Annotated in this window: 14 protein-coding genes; 7 read left to right on the forward strand and 7 right to left on the reverse strand. The window is 45.5% G+C overall.

Annotated elements, in window-relative coordinates:
• Window positions 1-24: 24 nt before the first annotated feature.
• Both B0E43_RS13855 and B0E43_RS13860 read left to right on the forward strand, forming a co-directional pair.
• Window positions 25-1536: a SusD/RagB family nutrient-binding outer membrane lipoprotein gene (locus tag B0E43_RS13855; RefSeq protein ID WP_139352771.1), complete on the forward strand. Its 1512-nt coding sequence runs from the start codon at window positions 25-27 to the stop codon at window positions 1534-1536.
• Window positions 1537-1749: 213 nt separating this feature from the next.
• The gene (locus B0E43_RS13860) at window positions 1750-2526 is read left to right on the forward strand and encodes a DUF6503 family protein (protein WP_077350706.1); all 777 of its coding nucleotides are present in this window, start codon (window positions 1750-1752) and stop codon (window positions 2524-2526) included.
• Window positions 2527-2534: 8 nt separating this feature from the next.
• On the opposite strand, the gene B0E43_RS13865 is transcribed toward B0E43_RS13860, so the two are convergent.
• Genes B0E43_RS13865 through B0E43_RS13880 form a run of 4 tightly spaced genes read right to left on the reverse strand, consistent with a single transcriptional unit; the run spans window position 2535 to window position 6561 of the window.
• Window positions 2535-3398 (reverse strand): transglutaminase family protein, encoded by an 864-nt coding sequence (locus B0E43_RS13865; protein WP_077350708.1) that lies wholly within the window; start codon window positions 3396-3398, stop codon window positions 2535-2537.
• 3 nt (window positions 3399-3401) lie between these two features.
• Window positions 3402-4145, reverse strand: a complete 744-nt coding sequence (locus B0E43_RS13870; protein WP_077350710.1) for a peptidase — start codon at window positions 4143-4145, stop codon at window positions 3402-3404.
• Complete coding sequence (locus B0E43_RS13875; protein WP_077350712.1) at window positions 4142-5122, reverse strand: alpha-E domain-containing protein; 981 nt, start codon at window positions 5120-5122, stop codon at window positions 4142-4144. The genes B0E43_RS13870 and B0E43_RS13875 overlap by 4 nt, the downstream gene beginning before the upstream one ends.
• Window positions 5123-5133: 11 nt before the next feature.
• On the reverse strand, window positions 5134-6561 hold the full coding sequence (locus B0E43_RS13880) for a circularly permuted type 2 ATP-grasp protein (protein WP_077350714.1): 1428 nt from the start codon (window positions 6559-6561) through the stop codon (window positions 5134-5136).
• A gap of 733 nt (window positions 6562-7294) precedes the next feature.
• Between B0E43_RS13880 and B0E43_RS13885 the strand changes: the two genes are divergently transcribed.
• A complete protein-coding gene (locus B0E43_RS13885; RefSeq protein WP_077350716.1) occupies window positions 7295-8812 on the forward strand; it encodes a potassium/proton antiporter in 1518 nt (505 codons plus the stop codon).
• A 147-nt stretch (window positions 8813-8959) separates the two neighbouring features.
• Here B0E43_RS13885 and metG read toward each other — a convergent pair whose 3' ends face one another.
• From metG to B0E43_RS13900, 3 genes are read right to left on the reverse strand one after another with little or no spacing between them, the layout of a single operon-like run.
• Window positions 8960-11020 carry a methionine--tRNA ligase gene (metG, locus tag B0E43_RS13890; RefSeq protein ID WP_077350718.1) on the reverse strand — a complete coding sequence of 687 codons (2061 nt, stop codon included), beginning with the start codon at window positions 11018-11020 and terminating at the stop codon, window positions 8960-8962.
• Between the two features lie 49 nt (window positions 11021-11069).
• Window positions 11070-11654, reverse strand: coding sequence for a GrpB family protein (locus tag B0E43_RS13895; RefSeq protein ID WP_077350720.1), 585 nt, complete (start codon window positions 11652-11654; stop codon window positions 11070-11072).
• 57 nt (window positions 11655-11711) lie between these two features.
• Complete coding sequence (locus B0E43_RS13900; RefSeq protein WP_077350722.1) at window positions 11712-12344, reverse strand: TetR/AcrR family transcriptional regulator; 633 nt, start codon at window positions 12342-12344, stop codon at window positions 11712-11714.
• Window positions 12345-12581: 237 nt separating this feature from the next.
• Here B0E43_RS13900 and ligA point away from each other — a divergent pair, with 237 nt between their 5' ends.
• From ligA to B0E43_RS13925, 4 genes are all read left to right on the forward strand, one after another.
• Window positions 12582-15035: an NAD-dependent DNA ligase LigA gene (gene ligA / locus B0E43_RS13910; protein ID WP_077350726.1), complete on the forward strand. Its 2454-nt coding sequence runs from the start codon at window positions 12582-12584 to the stop codon at window positions 15033-15035.
• Between the two features lie 155 nt (window positions 15036-15190).
• The gene (locus B0E43_RS13915) at window positions 15191-16174 is read left to right on the forward strand and encodes a virulence RhuM family protein (RefSeq protein WP_077350728.1); all 984 of its coding nucleotides are present in this window, start codon (window positions 15191-15193) and stop codon (window positions 16172-16174) included.
• A 70-nt stretch (window positions 16175-16244) separates the two neighbouring features.
• On the forward strand, window positions 16245-16616 hold the full coding sequence (locus B0E43_RS13920; protein ID WP_077350730.1) for a DUF1801 domain-containing protein: 372 nt from the start codon (window positions 16245-16247) through the stop codon (window positions 16614-16616).
• Between the two features lie 134 nt (window positions 16617-16750).
• Entirely contained in the window at window positions 16751-17923 is a 1173-nt protein-coding gene (locus B0E43_RS13925; protein ID WP_077350732.1) for a dicarboxylate/amino acid:cation symporter, read from the forward strand.
• The last annotated feature ends 40 nt before the right edge of the window (window positions 17924-17963 follow it).

The raw sequence follows: 17963 nt of genomic DNA on the forward strand, positions 1-17963 counted from the left end.
GCTTGGCCTGTTAAAATCTGAATTATGAAAAACTTGAAATATTATTCCTTCTTTTTAGTGCTTTTGCTTCAACTGAGCGGATGCGACCAGTTTCTGGATGTCAATTCCAACCCAAACAGTCCCAACTCTGAAAATTTACCCCTGAGTGCCAAACTACCGGCAGCCTTGGTCTCTACTGTAAACCAGGAAACTCAGCAAATCAACCAAATCGGGGCATTTTGGGGTGGATACTGGGGTACTGACAATGAAGGTGCAAACCAGTTTTTTGACCTCAAAACTTACAATGGACCCGGGATCCGCAGCCAGCGTGACGGGATTCCTGTGTGGGAAAACGGCTACAACAATATCCTTTACTTCCGCCTGATTCAGGATGAAGCCGAACTCCAGGGAGCCAATTTTTACTCCGGGGTGTCCAAAATCATGCAGGGTTGGTTGTTTCTCCGATTGGTTGATTTCTACAACAACATTCCATTTGATCAGGCTGCACAGGGAAATGCTTTCCTCAATCCGGCTTATGAACCGGGCGAACTAGTCTACCAAAAATCAGTGGATTTGATTTCAGAAGGAATGGCTGACCTGAAAGCCTCCACGACAACAACTGCTGAAAATTCCGGTGATTTGCTCTTTGCCGGAAATACTGAAATGTGGCTGAAATTCGCCAATACTGTCAAGCTCCGAGCCTTGATCAGACAAAGTGAAAAAGGAAATCAGTCTTACATTTCGGCTCAAATTCAGGCCATTCAACAGGAAGGAAGTGGATTTCTGGCTTTGGGAGAAAATGCCCTCGTAAATCCGGGCTACCTTAACAGTGCCGGTAAACTGAATCCGGTTTGGGAAAATTATTACCGAACAGTAGATGGAAAAACCACTGCAAATCATCTCAACATCCGACCTACTCAGTATTTGGTCGACCAGATGAACGCCAAAAATGATCCGAGGCTTCCCTCCCTTTATCAGTCAGTTGGCGGTAAAATCAAAGGTGTGATATTCGGAAATCCCGATGCAGGAAATCCCGAGTATGATGCAGCTGCCACTTCTGCTTTCAAAGGGCCATCTGAAAACAGCAATCAGGCTACCGGGATTTTCCATGCATTAAACCAATCCAGTGTATTGATGACCGGCACCGAAAGTCTTTTCCTTCAGGCAGAAGCAGCGGCAAGAGGCTGGATTTCGGGTGATGCCGAGACACTCTACAACCAGGCAATCCGTGCTTCATTTCAGTATTACAAAACCAATCTGAATTCACTTGAAAGCTATTTGGCACAGGAAGGAGTAGATTTCAGTCAGGCATCCAATCCGATTGAGCGGATTATTGAGCAAAAATGGCTGGCGTTAAATTCGGTAAGCAGCATCGAAGCATGGAGCGATTACCGAAGACTGGGGGTTCCGAATTTCCCAAAAACCGCTGCAACAGGAATCGAAGGCAGACCATACCGCCTGATGTACCCTGAGACTGAGCGCGGCACCAATCTCGAAAATGTAGAACTCCAGGGAAATGACAAGGTTACCGAGGCAAAGGTGTGGTGGATGAAATGAAGACCCCTAGACGGAAGACAGAAGACTGAAGAAATCTTGTCCAATAGTTTTCAGCTGCCCCATTTGTTGGATTTAAATTCAGGCAAGGTGGCGGATCATATTTATAGAAAATAGGTGTAAAGTCCGGCCCAGTGGTCGGACTTTTCCATTTTCACCATGTCGGTCTGGTGAAATTCATCTCTTTTGGTATCTTTCTTTTCCAAAACCACCCAAATGACAATCAGCCGATCCATCCTATTTCTTGTTCTAGCTTCTTTTTCTTTTGCCTGCGAGCAAAAAAACACCACTCCTGATCCACGACTGAATCAGCCTGAAGACTTCAAAAAACTGCTCGATGCCCACGGGGATTGGAAAAAGTGGATTGATGCCAAGGCTTTTTCATTTGCGATGGTGCATGAAACCAACTTGGCTTGGGAAAACCATTACATCAGTCTTCAAGATCGAAAAGTACGGATCGATGCAGATACCTGGCAAATCGGAAATGACGGTGAAAAAGTTTGGATCAGCCCAAACAGACAAGCTTTTCAGGGAAACTCGGTCCGCTTCTACCATAACCTCTATTTCTACTTTTTTTCCATCCCCTACATCTTCACAGACCCTGGAGTAAAAGTGAACAAGTTCGAAAACAAGCTTTTGAATGGTATATCCTATGAAGCTTTTGAGGTGAGTTTTGAGGAAAACGTAGGCGACAGTTCTAAGGACAAATACTTTATGCTTGTCGATCCTGAAACCGGAAAACTTGCCTGGGTGCTATACACTGTCACCTTTTTTGACAAAAGCAACACGAAGATGAATGCCTTGAAATACGAGGACTATCGCAATGCGGGAGGATTGGTTTTCCCCAGAGTCATGACTGGCTACCAGTTTGAGAATGATTCGACTAAGGGCCTCAACTATCAGGTGAGCTTCTCAGATGTCTTTTTATTGGAAGAACCACTGGATGAAGACCTGTTTAAAATGCCGGAGAAAAATGCAGTCGTAGCAAATTAAAAATAGTCTTATTTCCCCTGATGGAGCAATTTCATGTCCACGTGGGTCTTCAGTTCAGAGTCTGAAAAACCTGCAAATGAACCTTGCACTGGCAATGTGCGGGTAGGATCAGGATGTGTGGCCAGAGGAATGTAGCGGTGGTCTGTAAGCAAACCCAAACTCGGATCGAGTCCCACCCAACCAGCCCCGGGGAGAAAAACTTCCAGCCAAGCGTGCAGTTCATGTCCTTCGTCCAAATCAGGGTTGAAAGCATATCCACTCACAAAGCGGGTGGCAAGACCCAATTCCCTCAGCATCTCCATCTGTAGGAGTGCAATGTCTCTGCAGGAGCCTTTTTTCTCCGAAAAAGTAAATTCCGCACTCCAGATATTCTGCTCATGACGGATGAGGTGTTCCCAACTGAGATAAATTTCCTTGGTCAATCTCACCAAAAAATCTACCAGCCCTGAGGATTGGTTTTTTATTTCAAAAAGGTAATCAGTGAATAGATTTTCATCTTTGTCAGTTAGGAAAGGAATGAGAAAGGCGGTTTTATCCTCATAGCTAAACTGGAAAAAGGTATTGCTCCAACCCTTTTCCTCGAAGTTTTTGTCTATGATAAATCCGAAAGGATTAAAATGCTGAATTTTAAAAATCCATTCGGTGGTAATTTCCAGTGTTTGGGTAAACCCTGTAAACCAACATTGCTTATACCAGTTACCGGCAAGATCCTGTCGGAAATTATGCCCATCCGGTTCCGGTGAAACATGAAATTTTTGATGCTCAATCCGGAAATACGGCCTGTGTTGGGGAATCAAGTATAGCTTATGAATTCCGAGTGAAACCTCCGAGCTGTAGTCGTATTGCGAGTGATGCCAAACCTGGACCAGCATGGATCAGGAATCCCGTGAAACTAAATCAAAATCCTCAAAAGCACTGCTCAGTACCTCAGATGGAAGTTCTGCGATGGCATTTTTGATTCTGCTGTTCCAAAAAGCGGAGACATGCTCCAGTTCTTTTTGCTCAAAGCGTTTCTCTTTGATAAAGTATTCGTCGTTTTTCAAAATCACCGTGTCAATCGGGAAATCGACATCATTGGCTGAAATCCGTGTCGCATCAAAAGCCAAAAAGGCACACTTCAGCGCATACTCAAGAGAATCATCGTAATGAAGAGATCTCCTTAAAACCGGATTGCCAAAACCGGTATTCCCGATAATGACAAAAGGAGTTCCTTTACGAATCTCGATCCAATTGCCCTGAGGATACAAAAGGTAGAGTTTGGGTTCAGGATCGTCTTCCAGCTGTCCTCCGATAATGGAAAACAGGTTAAACTGAAAGCCGGCTTCTTCCAAAAAGACCTTATCCTCTTTGGCCACGACTTTCACCTGATTTCCAAATTCGTTGACCGCTTGATATAACTTGGAAAACGAATCACCCTGATGATCAATAACCTCAGAAAAATAAGTAATCGCCTTGTCCCTGACAGACCGAAGCCCTGAAGTCATGATGAAAAAAGAATGCTTTCTCTTATTTACAGTGAAAACTTTCTTGGAAGTCGTGGTTTCGCTACCGGAAGTAATTCGGGTATCAGATAGGCCGACAATGCCATTTTTAGTTTTAATACCCAGACAGAAGGTCATGATAGAGTTGGAGATTGTAAGACATAATTATCCTTCACCCGGAAATAATTGATGTCAATGAGGTCCGAAATATGGTTGATTTTTAGCTGAAGTGTATCCAAATATTCATGAAGGCCCACAGATATTATATCATCGACCTCAGAATACTCCAGGCGGGAACGCATCTCACCGATTGTTTTTTCAACTGAATTTTTAAACCCGTCCGTTGTATTTCCTGAAATGCAGTGGAGGCAACGCTCGGCTTCCTTCAGGCAGTAGTAGATCGAGCGCGGAAAGTACTTGTTGAGAACCAAGAATTCGACCACTCCCGAAGGATCGATATTTCCATAGAGCCTGCGATAGGTATTGAAGCCTGTGACAGACTTAAGCAAAGCCATCCAATGGAGAAAATCCAGCGGCGAACCCACTTCAAAAGTTGAGGGCAGCAAAATGTGATACTTGACATCCAAGATTCGGGAGGTCTTATCGGCCCGCTCCAGCAGTTGCCCCAATTGCCTGAAATACCAGCCTTCCGTACGGGCCACCGTAGCATCCGCCAAACCGTAAAGCAGCAAAATCTGATTTTTCACCTGCTCATAAAATTGCCTCGGATCTTCTTTTTTCCAGACCTTTTTTTCCAATCCGCTCTGCAGCATATAATACAGCTCATTGGCTTTTTCCCAGGTTTCTTTGCTGAGATTTTCCCGGATTATCCGGGCATTCTCACGGGCTTTGGTCACAGAACAGAGCATAGAATTGGGATTGTCCGGATCGAAGGTCAAAAAATACATGACCTGGTTTCGCTCGAATCCGGTGTATTTTTTTTTGTACATATCCAGATCTCCCGTGGCAGCCACCAAGGGTCCCCATTGCTCCTTCAGATCCATGGGGAGATCCTGCATCAGATTAAAATTGACATCGATAAATCGGGCGTAATTTTCTGCTCTTTCCAGATACCTTCCCAACCAATAGATATGACTCGCTACTCTACTCAGCATATTTCTTCAAATTAATTGTATAACACCCAAGTATCCTTGCTTCCTCCTCCCTGTGAACTGTTGACCACCAAAGAGCCCTTTTTGAGTGCCACCCGGGTAAGAGCGCCGGGAATTACCTCAATCTCATCCCCATACAGGATATAGGGCCTCAGATCGACGTGTCTCCCTACAATACCTTCATCGGTCAGGCAGGGGACAGTGGAAAGTGACAATGTCGGCTGAGCGATGTAATTGGTCGGATTGTCTCTGATTAATTTTCGGAAATTGTCATGCTCTTCTTTGGTGGATTTGGGTCCGATCAACATCCCATAGCCTCCCGCAGCATTGGTTTCTTTCACGACCAGCTGATCAATATGGTCCAGTACATATTTTCTATCTTCCTCTTCCCGACAAAGGTAAGTCGGCACATTGTTCAAAATGGGCTCCTCTCCTAAGTAATATTTGATGATCCGAGGCACGTAGGCATAGACGGCTTTATCATCTGCAACTCCAGTTCCGGGAGCATTGGCGAGAGCTACATTTCCGGCTTTGTAGGCGTCAAATATTCCTGGTACACCCAGCATGGAATGTGGATTGAAGGTCAACGGATCCAGGAATGCGTCATCGATCCTTCTGTAAATGACATCAATTTGCTCCAGACCCTTGGTAGTCTGCATATAAGCTTTCCGGTCTTTTACAATAAGATCCACACCATTCACCAGCTCCACACCCATTTGCAGGGCAAGGTAAGAATGCTCGAAATAAGCCGAATTGTATATACCGGGAGTCAACACACCCACCACAGGCTTGGCTTTGTTAGAAAGGAATTGGAGCATTTTGAGCAGCTTAGTCGGGTAATCGGAGACCGGCATCACGCCCTCGTCATTGAAAAGCTGTGGATATGCCCGCTTGATGATTTCCCTGCTTTCCAGCATATAGGAGACTCCGGATGGACACCGGAGATTGTCTTCCAGAATGTAGTATTCGCCGTTTTTATCCCGCACCAGATCGGTACCGGTGATGTGGCACCAGATCCCTTTTGGCGGAGTCAGTCCGATGCAGGGGGTTAAGTAATCTTTTGAACCCAGGATCAATTCTGAGGGCACGATTCCGTCCTTCAGGATTTTTTGCTCGTTGTAGACATCCTGCAGGAAAAGATTGAGTGCATAAATCCGCTGCTTCAGCCCGGCCTCCAGCTTTTTCCATTCCGCATTGGCAATGATCCTAGGGATGATGTCAAGATGGAGGATTTTCTCAAGCCCCTGATTGTCATGATAGACATTGAAAGTCATCCCCATGGCTTTTTGGGTTTTGTTTGCCGAAAACTGAAGCTGGTTCATCTTCTTTGGAGAAGCTTTGCTGAGATAGCCGAAAAACTCTTCGTAGTGCCCTCTTACTTTTCCTTCCGGTGAGAACATTTCGTCATAATGCTCATTACAGGAATACCCTTCTGTCTTCATATGCGCTGAATTAAAATCCTACAGTAAGATAAAAAAGAAACTGCAAAATCAAAGAATTTCAAAATTTTTCGATTTAGCTGTTCATTTTTTTATCTCCAGAGGCTATTTACTGATTAATTTTCAAAAAATGAATTAAAAAAAGTCCGGCTTTATATTTCAAATTCCTTTCATATTCTTCCGAAGAAGCCTATTCCCTTTTGGATTTCAGTCGGAAAATTCAATGTGGTCAATTCCAAAGAGCAGCTCAGAAAGGACATTCTGGAAGATATAAAACTCTTTCGATCACAATAATCCTAAGGTGGAAATAAAGAGTAATAAAAGTGAATTTAGAATCAACCGAACACAAAAATCGCTCAAAACACAGCGATCTCATCATTTTGAAAATCAAATACTTAAAACCTCCTCGTAAAAATTTATGGATTTTATTAAATCAAAGTTGGATTTAGCGCCTTCAGGTTGCGTTACTCAATGATGTGGATAAAAGTCACCCTAAATAGTTGAAGAAAATTCAAGTAGGTGGAATAGAAAAGACCAAGAATTACCCAATCAAAACTAATGAGAATCCCTTCAGGTTCTTATTTTTGTAAAGATGGAAAAATCCAAATTTAGTTGATTTGCGACTCTTGTGATTTTTGGTTCTATATTTTTTAAAGGGTGACTGGCTCAATTGAATAAAGCAAAACCGCCTATTTAGCGTGCAAATGCACAAAACTTATCTGATAAATTAATTGTGATGACCGTTTCTGTAGAATTAGTACTCTTTGTAATTTCTATTCTTTTCTTTCTGAGCATCCTGGCCAGTAAAGCCGGATATAAATTTGGTGTGCCTGCCCTACTTTTATTTTTGGGGGTGGGAATGGCTTTTGGAAGTGACGGTTTGGGAATTCAATTTGAAAATATTCAGGTTGCCCAAGCCATAGGAACCATTTCCCTTTGCATCATTCTATTTTCAGGAGGAATGGACACCAAACTCTCTGAAATCAGGCCTATTATCCCTCAGGGAGTGGTATTAGCAACTTTTGGGGTGTTTTTGACAGCGATTTTGACAGGTGTCCTGATTTGGTGGGTGTTGGGAATGACCATGGCCTCAACAGGTATTGGGCTTATCACTTCCCTTTTGTTGGCCGCTACCATGTCCTCCACTGATTCCGCTTCGGTTTTTTCCATTCTTCGATCCAAGGGCCTGAATCTCAAAAACAACCTGCGCCCCATGCTCGAACTGGAAAGCGGCAGCAATGACCCGATGGCTTATATTCTGACTATTACACTGATTGAAATTGTACAAATGGGCGGTGAACCTGACTACCTATCAGCTTTTGGAATGCTTTTTTTCCAATTGATCGTGGGAGGTATTGCCGGATACGGGCTGGGCAAACTATCAGTAAGATTGATTAATAGGCTTGAGATTGATAACGCTTCTCTTTACCCGATTCTTGTTTTTACGTTCTGCATTTTTATCTTCTCCTTCACCTACCTCATTCAAGGAAATGGCTATTTGGCGGTCTATATCGGTGGATTAGTCATTGGAAATACCCGATTTGTCCATAAACGCTCTTCAGTCAATTTCTTTGACGGTATGGCCTGGATGAGTCAACTCCTGATGTTCCTCACCTTGGGTCTCCTGGTGAATCCCCACGAATTGATCCCAATCATTATTCCCGGTTTGATCATCAGTTTTTTGATGATTTTGGTCACGAGGCCACTTAGTGTTTTTTTCACTTTGTTGCCCTTTAGAAAAATGTCCTTCAAGGATAAAACCTTTGTTTCCTGGGTTGGTCTGAGAGGGGCGGTGCCTATTATTTTTGCGATTATCCTGCTTGCTGAGGAAGTCCCCCATGCTCGGCTGATGTTCAACATTGTCTTTTTCTGCACGCTGGTTTCGCTGGTGGTCCAGGGATCTTCTCTTTCACAGATGGCGGTTTGGCTTGGCTTGGCAGAAAAACCGAGTGAACTCAAAAAAATGAAAAATTTCGATGTTGAATTTTCTGACGAAATCAAATCTGTCACAACTGAAATCACCATCACAGCCAACACACTAAAGTCTGGAAACCACCTGATGGACTTAGCCATTCCGGAAAATACCCTAGTGGTAATGGTCAAACGAGACGATAAATTCTTTATCCCGACCGGAAAAACCACCCTGCAGGAAGGTGACAAACTTCTTATCATCACGGATAATCAAGAGGCCTTGCTTAAGACAATTACCAATCTGGAAACCACTGCTCCTTCTGACTTAAGCACAACAACTTAACGAGCCAAGAATGGTGGATATCCTATCCAAATAATCAAATTTTTGCCTTTCTATTTCAAATCCCTCTCCCCACAAAAAAACCTGTCCGCATTATCCACGCAGACAGGTCTTTTTATCTCTTGATTCTTGTCTCTTGCTTCTTGCCTCTTAACTAATCGTCGATCCACTCGCCGTGCCTTCGTGCGGCTGTAGCAATTTCAACTTTCCGTCTTTGTCCTCCGCCATCAGGATCATCCCTTCGGAGTCGATGCCCATCATCTTGCGAGGAGCCAGGTTGATCAGCATGGTCACTTGCTTTCCGATCAGGAATTCCGGTGCGAAATGCTCAGCTACTCCACTCAGTACCGTTCTGTGCCCTAATCCGATATCGACCTTCAGCTTCAACAGCTTTTTGGATTTTGGCATTGGTTCAGCTTCCAGGATCGTTACCACTCGCATATCGAGCTTGGCGAAATCATCGTAAGTGATCAGCTCTTTCATCGGTGTGACAGGTGTATTAGCAGCTTCATTCATTTTTTTGGAATCCAGGAGTTTTTGTACTTGTTTTTCTACGGTTTCGTCTTCGATTTTCTCGAAGAGCAGGCCCATTTGCCCCAAAGACCTGTTGGCTTGAATCAGTTCCCCGTTTCCGGCTTCGCTCCATTTGGCCGATTCAATATCAAAAAGGTCAAACAGCTTTTTCGCGGTATGGGGAAGGAAAGGCTCAGACACAATCGCCAGGTTTGCGGCTATGTTCAGTGCAATATTCAGAATCGTCTTGGTCCGCGGCTCGTCGGTCTTGATCTCCTTCCAAGGCTCGGTATCCGCCAGGTATTTGTTGCCCAATCGGGCCAAATCCATCACCAAACCCAAAGCCTCCCTAAATCGGTAGCGCTCGATGGAGTCAGCGATTTTCGCAGGAAACTCAGCGATTGTAGCCAAAACTTCCCCGTCATAGCCTCTCAGTTCTCCCCTTTCCGGCACAATTCCCTGGAAAAACTTTTGGGTCAAAACCACAGCACGGTTCACGAAGTTGCCATAGATGGCCACCAGTTCGGAATTGTTCCTGGTTTGAAAGTCTTTCCAAGTGAAGTCATTGTCTTTGGTCTCAGGGGCATTGGCAGTCAGCACATACCGAAGCACATCCTGCTTGCCGGGAAATTCCTCCAAGTACTCATGAAGCCAAACAGCCCAATTGCGGGAAGTGGAGATTTTGTCACCTTCCAAATTCAAAAACTCATTGGCTGGAACATTCTCCGGAAGAATATAACCCCCATGAGTTTTCAGGATCGCCGGGAAAATGATGCAGTGGAATACGATGTTATCCTTGCCAATGAAGTGAACCAGTTTGGTTTCTTCGTCTTTCCAATACGGCTGCCAGTCGATCCCTTTCTCTGCTGCCCATTCTTTGGTGGAAGAAATGTATCCGATCGGGGCGTCAAACCAGACGTAAAGCACTTTCCCTTCGGCACCAGAAACCGGAACAGGAATCCCCCAGTCGAGATCTCGGGTCATGGAGCGTGCCTGCAATCCATCACCGGCTTCCAGCCAAGAACGGCATTGACCTAATACATTGTTTTTCCAATCATTGGCGTGGTCTTCGAGAATCCACTTTTTCAGAAAATCCTGATACCTGGCCAAATCAAGAAACCAGTGCTTGGTTTCTTTCAAAACCGGTCTCCTACCGCTTAGTTTGGAAACAGGATTAATCAAGTCTGTAGGACTGAGAGAACTTCCGCATCTTTCGCATTGGTCACCATAGGCATGCTCGTTGCCACACTTCGGGCAAGTACCTTCGATGTATCGATCCGCCAAAAACTGATTGGCTTCCTCGTCATAATACTGATCCGTGCTCTGCTCCAGGAATTCACCTTTTTCATAGAGATCTTTGAAAAATCCCTGAGCGGTTTCATGATGAATTTTGGCAGAGGTCCTGGAATAATGATCGAAGCTGATCCCAAACTCTTGAAAGCTGTGCTTCATCATCTGATGGTAATGGTCGACGACCTGCTGTGGAGTTTTTCCTTCTTTTTGAGCTTTGATCGTGATGGCGACGCCATGCTCATCCGAGCCACAGATATATGCTACCTCCCTGCCCTGCGATCGGAGGTAGCGGACATAAATATCGGAAGGCACATAGCAGCCAGCCAGGTGTCCGATATGAAGCGGGCCATTGGCATAGGGCAAAGCTGAAGTGACGGTATATCTTTTAAAATTCTTAGTACTCATAGTTTATTTTTTCAAAATCCTTAAATCCAGTATTCAAAAGCAGGATAAGCTAGTTTCTTCCTTCTGCTGACATACTGCTGAGGACTTGCAGGATAAATTCATTTTTTGAAAGCAAATAGCCTCCCCGGTCATTTCTAAACTTGGAAGCGGAAGCTATTTTGAGGGCTTCGTAGGCTTTTGCCAATTCTCTGTCGTTTCTGAGAGCATCTCTGAAGGCCAATTGGTTCACCATAAAGTTGTCCCCGGGACACATGTGGATGTGAAAAATCTGCTCTTTCCTTCCATCCAGATGGTATCCTTTTCCGAAGGACATATAAGCCTCAATCTGATCCCGCTTTGGAACCAAAAAGTAGGTAAAGCCAATCTCCGCCATGAGATCGATCAGACTTTGGCTAAATAGATGCTCTTCAGGAATTATGATCAACAGATCGATGTAAGGTTTTGCTTTGATACCGGGAATAGAAGTACTGCCAACATGCTCGATTAACTCAGGAGAAAAACCGGAAATCCTAGACTGAATCAACTCTTTTTCGGCAAGGAAAATCCCGCTCCAATCGGGATTATGATCCTCCAACTGGATCGGAAAGAGACGGTTCCAATCTTCTTTCTTTAACTCATACAATGGACTGTTCATTTGCTCTCCGGTGTTGAAAATCGAGGCCAAAGATAGATAAATCAGCCGAAGACAAGCTTAGGCATTTTGAAATTCCTTGCGGGCATCCTCTGTCAAAATCCCGTTGTAGAGGATACTGATCGCTTGCTCAAAGGCCTCTGAAGGCGGCATTTTCGCACCTTTCCTAATCGACTCCGGAAACTGTGCTGCAAACTTCGGGTCCCAAAGCGACTGAACGGCAGCGGCATAGAGCATCACCACCAAATTGATATTGATGCGGGGATTGATCAGTCCCAACCCGGCTCCTTCTTCGATCAGCTTTGCAAATCGCGTATGGGCAGACTCGTTGATAAAAGCCTTGAGGTCCTGCCACACTTCCGGGGCATGCTCTTCGAGATCTTCAAAAAGTCCGGGGTTGATCGGCGCCAAGTACCCCGCCACGACTGTGAGGAAAGAGCGGAGTTTTAGCGGAAAAGCCAGATAGCGATTGTCCACAATGGCTTCGACCTTGGCTGTCATCCGGGTTTTTAGCAGTTCAAATGAAGCAGACAAAAGCTCAAGTTTTCCCGGATGATACTTGTAAAGGGTCTTTTTGCTCATCCCCAAGTCAAGTGCGATGTCATCCATCGTGGTATGCCGGTAGCCCTTTTCCAGGAAAAGCCGATAGGCGGTGTCCAGGATTTTTCCTTCGATGGAGGTCTTTTTACTCATAATAGGGAATGTGTGGCCAAAGATAGGGACGGGTTGGGATTTCGGGCTTCAGGATTTTTGGATTTCGGATTTCGGATTTCGGATTTCGGAATTATTGAATCAACCGTTTTATGAAACTTCCATAGGCAAAAAACTTTACAGTCTTACGTTCCCTCTAATTTTCCAATTTTCAAATCCAATCAACCTTCCAATCTCACCTCAATCCTCTTATTTTTACCCCCTATAATTTTTGTACCCATGACCCCTTCAGAAGCCATTGCCCGGATCGCCCAACTCAGCAAAGAAATCAATCACCACAATCAACTCTATTACCAGGAAAGCCGAATCGAAATCTCTGATTTTGAATTCGACCAACTTTTGGAGGAATTGGTGAAACTGGAGCGGGAATTTCCTGATTTGTTGCTTTCCGACAGCCCAAGCCAGCGGGTCGGAGGTACGCTTACCAAGGAATTCAGAACCGTAGAGCACAGTTCGAGGATGCTTTCCCTTGGCAACACGTATTCCCAAGAGGAACTGATTGCCTTTGACGATCGTGTGGCAAAAGGCCTTGGACACCCCAATTACGAGTATTTCTGTGAAATGAAATTCGATGGTGTGGCAATCAGTTTGGTCTATGAAAATGGAAAACTCATCCGGGCAGTAACACGGGGCGACGGCACCAAAGGAGACGATGTCACCGCCAATGTGAAGACGATCCGGAATATTCCTCTGACCGTTACCGGAGAAAATATTCCGGCCAAGTTTGAGGTACGAGGTGAGATATTCCTGCCTCTGAAGGAGTTTCTGAAAATCAATGCCGAAAAAGAAGCCTCGGGGGACCAATTGCTGGCAAACCCAAGAAATGCAGCTTCAGGGACCCTGAAAATGCAGGACAGTTCGGTGGTGGCAAAACGGCGACTCAACTGCTATTTTTACCAACTACTGGGTGATGAAATCGGTGTCAGCAAGCATGACGAGGCCATCCACCTGATCGAAAACTGGGGATTTAATGTTTCTCCGACATACAAAAAAGCTAAAAGCATCGCGGAGGTTCTCGAGTACATCGAGGAATGGCGGGAAAAGCGGTATTCCCTTCCCTTGGATACGGATGGAGTTGTCCTGAAAATTAACGACTACGATCAGCGGGAAGAACTCGGCTTTACGGCAAAAACCCCCCGCTGGGCCATCGCATACAAGTACAAAGCCGAAAGCGCGGAAACCGAATTGCTGTCGATCACCTATCAGGTCGGCCGAACCGGAGCGATTACCCCCGTCGCCAACCTCGCTCCTGTCCAACTCGCCGGGACTACCGTAAAGCGGGCCTCCCTCCACAATGCCAATGAAATCGAGCGACTGGATCTTCATGAGCGAGACTTTGTTGCTGTAGAAAAAGGCGGAGAAATCATCCCCAAAATCACTGCGGTCAATCCAACCCGCAGGAAACCCGGGGCACCGCCCATTCCCTACATCGAAAACTGCCCAGAATGCGGATCTGCCTTGGTCCGAAAAGAGGGCGAAGCCAAGCATTATTGCCCTAATGCAGTGAGTTGCCCGCCTCAAGTTCTGGGACGGATCGAGCACTTTGTAAGCAAGCGGGCCATGGACATTGACTCCCTGGGGACCGAGCGAATCCGTGCCCTGATCGATCAGGGATTTATCCGGAATTATGCGGACATCTACGAACTTGAAACCAAGCAACATGAACTCCTCGGGCTGGAAATGAGCCAGGATCAATACGAGCGCGAAGTGTCGGGACTTTTGTACATCTCTCTGGAAAAAGCGCTTTTTGCGCTGACCGAAACCATTTCCTTCAAGCAGATTCAGGATTTCCTTCTGGAAAACACCCACCTTCCACTTAGGGATCGGCTTCGGGCATTCCAGGCACAGATCCGGGCTTGGAAGAAAAAAGTGCCTTCTAATGTGGGCATGGTAGACTTCCTATTACAAAATCTCGACTCCCATCCCGAACTGATGAAAGTCGAAGACTATGTGCCTGTGGCAATAATTCTGGAGATTTTTCTGGGCCGAAGAGTAGCGTTTGAGAATATTCTGGAGGCCAGCAAAAAACATGGAACCGTTCACATGATTTTGCTCGAACTGGACCTTGACTTATCTTCCGAGCTCATCGAACGGATCAAAAAACTCAAAGCCAACACTTTCCAGGAAGGCGTAATTTCCAACATGATGGAGGGAATCTTTGCCTCCAAAGAGCAACCTTTTGAAAAAGTGCTTTTCGCCCTAGGCATCCGAAATATCGGTGAAAATACGGCCCAATTGCTGGCCAAACATTTTGGGACAATCGAAAAACTGCAGGAAGCCAGTTCCGAGCAGCTGTTGGAAATCAATGGAGTCGGAGAAACCCTGGTCCACAGCCTGAAGGAGTTTTTTGCCCAGCCTGAAAACCTGGAGATTATCAGCAGACTGAAGTTCCATGGTTTGAAATTTGAAATTGAGCAAAAGGAATCCACGCAGCTGGGTACTGCATTGGCAGGCAAGAGAATTTTGGCTTCGGGGAAACTCCAAAACTTCAAGCGGGATGAGATTGTGGATTTTGTGCAGGCACATGGCGGACAGTACATTTCTGGGGTTTCCAAGAATCTCGACTTCATCATCGAAGGCGAAGAAATGGGGCCGAGCAAAAAAGAAAAAGCCCTCAAACTTGGTGTGCCGCTGATTTCTGAAGAGGAGTTTTTGAAGATGGTTGGGAAATAGAAGCAAGACACAAGATATTAGACACAAGACTTAAGATTATAGACTTTTGGAACCATGGCGTATACCAAAGACAGGATGCTAGCTGAGATGATAGTTTTAGATGCGGAGATTTTGGGAAATAAGGGAGAGTTTAAAACAAACTGATCCAAAAAGTTATGAAACCAAAAGACATTTTACTTTTCCAGAATGCTGACCAATCCGTCAATGTCTCTGTCTACTTTCAGAACGGGACGTTTTGGCTGACTCAGAAGACCATGGCCGAATTGTTTAATGTGGAAAGGACGGTTATTACTAAACATCTAAACAATATTTTCAAAACCGGGGAGCTGGACAAAGATTCAGTATGTGCAAAAATTGCACATACTGCCGAAGATGGGAAAACCTACTCTACCAATTTCCATCGCCTGGAAGCCATTCTGGCAGTAGGTTACCGAGTCAATTCAGTGCAGGCGACAGATTTTCGCAAGTGGGCAACCCAAACCTTAAATGAGTTTATCATCAAGGGTTTTGTCATGGATGACGAGCGGATGAAGCAGGGGAAGCTCTTTGGGCAGGACTATTTTGATGAACTGCTGGAGCGTATCCGGGAGATCAGGGCCAGTGAGCGCAGGTTTTACCAGAAGATCACCGATCTCTACGCGCTAAGTACTGACTATGACCCGCAAAGCCAGCAAACCAGGGAGTTTTTTGGAATGGTGCAAAACAAACTTCACTGGGCAATCACCGGGAAAACAGCCGCCGAAATAATCTATACCGAGGCCGATGCCACCAAACTCTACATGGGACTAAAAACCTGGAAAGACGCCCCGGAAGGGAAAATCCAAAAAAGCGATGTGTCCATTGCCAAAAACTATCTCTCCCATCAGCATATCCAGGAACTGAACCGAATTGTGTCCGCCTATCTGGATCTGGCAGAAAACAATGCACAACGGGGAATGGCCTTCTCGATGCAGCAATGGGCCAAGTTTCTGGACAGCTTTCTGGAACTCTCCAGCTATCCGATCCTGCGGGACAAAGGAAAAGTGACCATGTTGGAAGCCAAACTGAAAGCCGAGAGCGAATTTGACAAATTTCGTGTCATCCAGGATCAAACCTACCAGTCGGATTTTGATAAGTTGATAGCGAAGACAAAAAAATGAAGTGGATTGAAACCGAATCCAGGGAACCCCTAAGCGTACGCCCAAAAACCATTGGTTGAATTCTCAACAAATGCTCCAAGACCTCCAGAACTTTTACCTCGACCAAGCTGAACCCAACAAGAGTTGCCTATTGACCTTGCGGCAAATCATCCTCGCTCAGGATCCGGAAATTTCCGAAACCCGGAAGTACGGCATGCCCTGCTTTTGCTTTCGGAAAAAAGCATTCTGTTACCTCTGGACGGACAAAAAAACCACTGAGCCGTATCTCCTTCTCGTCGAGGGAATGCTCCTGAAGAATCCAGATTTGGAAACAGGTGACAGAAGCAGGATGAAGATCTTCAGGGTCAATCCTGCTGCCGACTTACCATTAGAAAAAATCAGCGAAATACTGAACGGAGCCCTGGACTTGTACCGACAGGGAATAATCAAAACCAAGGGCTGATCGGAATTGAATTCATTTTCAGACTCAATTAATTGACCTGTGGTTAAAGCAAAAAGGCCATTCCTCCTATCTTAGCGGGCTCAAAATCTCGAAAACGCCAGAAATTATTGGCAAAACTGCAAACCCAAATCCCCATGAAAAGTCTGTTTTCCAACTTATTGTTTAAAGTCTTTGTCGCCATCGTTTTGGGCATGGTTTTCGGCCTGTATATGCCCGAGTGGTTCAACCGGATCTTTGCCACCTTCAATGCGCTTTTTGGTCAGTTTTTGAGCTTCGCCATCCCACTGATCATCATGGGTTTGATCATGCCGGCCATCTCTGACCTGGGCAAAGGAGCTGGAAAACTGCTTCTTCTGACCGCCGGAATCGCCTACGGTTCCACACTTTTTTCGGGTTTTATGACCTATTTCGCAGCATCGGGCATCTTCCCTTCCCTGCTTGAATCCCATGTTAACTCGGCAAACGAGGTGGCAGAAAGCACCAAGGCACTGAGTCCCTATTTTTCTATTTCCATCCCTCCTATTCTCGATGTGATGTCGGCCTTGGTCCTGGCATTTATGGTGGGCTTGGGGCTTTCCTTTCAGGAAAAATCCACGCTGAAAACCGCCGTCAAAGACTTTCAGATCATCATCATGCAGGTGATCGAAAACTTAATTGTACCGCTGTTGCCGCTCTTTATTTTGGGTATTTTTGCCAATATGGCTTTTAGCGGGCAGGTGTTTGAAATCCTCTCGGTCTTTCTGAACATCATCGGCGTCATATTCGCGCTCCACATCCTATTATTACTCGTACAATACTTTGTCGCAGGGATCATTGTCAAGAGAAATCCATTGCGCCTGCTGGCTACGATGATGCCTGCCTATTTTACTGCTTTGGGTACCCAATCATCTGCAGCCACCATCCCCGTCACTCTGATCCAGACCGAAAAAAACGGAGTTCCCGAGAAAGTAGCGGGCTTTGTCATTCCGCTTTGCGCAACCATTCACCTCTCCGGAAGCACCATGAAGATCACTGCATGCGCGATGGCACTTATGATCCTGGAAGGAGTCCCTTTTGATTTAACTCTTTTTGCAGGGTTTATTTTTATGCTTGGGATAGCGATGGTCGCAGCACCAGGTGTTCCTGGCGGGGCAATTATGGCTGCCATTGGGATACTTCAAGCAATGTTGGGTTTCAATGAAGAGATGATCGGGCTGATGGTGGCGCTGTATATCGCCATGGACAGCTTTGGCACTGCCTGCAACGTGACCGGCGACGGGGCAATTGCTCTGGTTGTCAACAAACTGACAGGGGAAACCAAAAGCTAGTTTCATTCTGACATAGGTTTCTGACCTTCTTTTTCAGCAA

The organism is Algoriphagus sp. A40 (assembly GCF_002002735.1).
Classification (GTDB): domain Bacteria; phylum Bacteroidota; class Bacteroidia; order Cytophagales; family Cyclobacteriaceae; genus Algoriphagus.

Coding starts and splice junctions, on each gene's coding strand:
- B0E43_RS13855 (WP_139352771.1), top strand. CDS start 25: ATGAAAAACTTGAAATATTATTCCTTCTTTTTAGTGCTTTTGCTTCAA.
- B0E43_RS13860 (WP_077350706.1), top strand. CDS start 1,750: ATGACAATCAGCCGATCCATCCTATTTCTTGTTCTAGCTTCTTTTTCT.
- B0E43_RS13865 (WP_077350708.1), bottom strand. CDS start 3,398: ATGCTGGTCCAGGTTTGGCATCACTCGCAATACGACTACAGCTCGGAG.
- B0E43_RS13870 (WP_077350710.1), bottom strand. CDS start 4,145: ATGACCTTCTGTCTGGGTATTAAAACTAAAAATGGCATTGTCGGCCTA.
- B0E43_RS13875 (WP_077350712.1), bottom strand. CDS start 5,122: ATGCTGAGTAGAGTAGCGAGTCATATCTATTGGTTGGGAAGGTATCTG.
- B0E43_RS13880 (WP_077350714.1), bottom strand. CDS start 6,561: ATGAAGACAGAAGGGTATTCCTGTAATGAGCATTATGACGAAATGTTC.
- B0E43_RS13885 (WP_077350716.1), top strand. CDS start 7,295: ATGACCGTTTCTGTAGAATTAGTACTCTTTGTAATTTCTATTCTTTTC.
- metG (WP_077350718.1), bottom strand. CDS start 11,020: ATGAGTACTAAGAATTTTAAAAGATATACCGTCACTTCAGCTTTGCCC.
- B0E43_RS13895 (WP_077350720.1), bottom strand. CDS start 11,654: ATGAACAGTCCATTGTATGAGTTAAAGAAAGAAGATTGGAACCGTCTC.
- B0E43_RS13900 (WP_077350722.1), bottom strand. CDS start 12,344: ATGAGTAAAAAGACCTCCATCGAAGGAAAAATCCTGGACACCGCCTAT.
- ligA (WP_077350726.1), top strand. CDS start 12,582: ATGACCCCTTCAGAAGCCATTGCCCGGATCGCCCAACTCAGCAAAGAA.
- B0E43_RS13915 (WP_077350728.1), top strand. CDS start 15,191: ATGAAACCAAAAGACATTTTACTTTTCCAGAATGCTGACCAATCCGTC.
- B0E43_RS13920 (WP_077350730.1), top strand. CDS start 16,245: ATGCTCCAAGACCTCCAGAACTTTTACCTCGACCAAGCTGAACCCAAC.
- B0E43_RS13925 (WP_077350732.1), top strand. CDS start 16,751: ATGAAAAGTCTGTTTTCCAACTTATTGTTTAAAGTCTTTGTCGCCATC.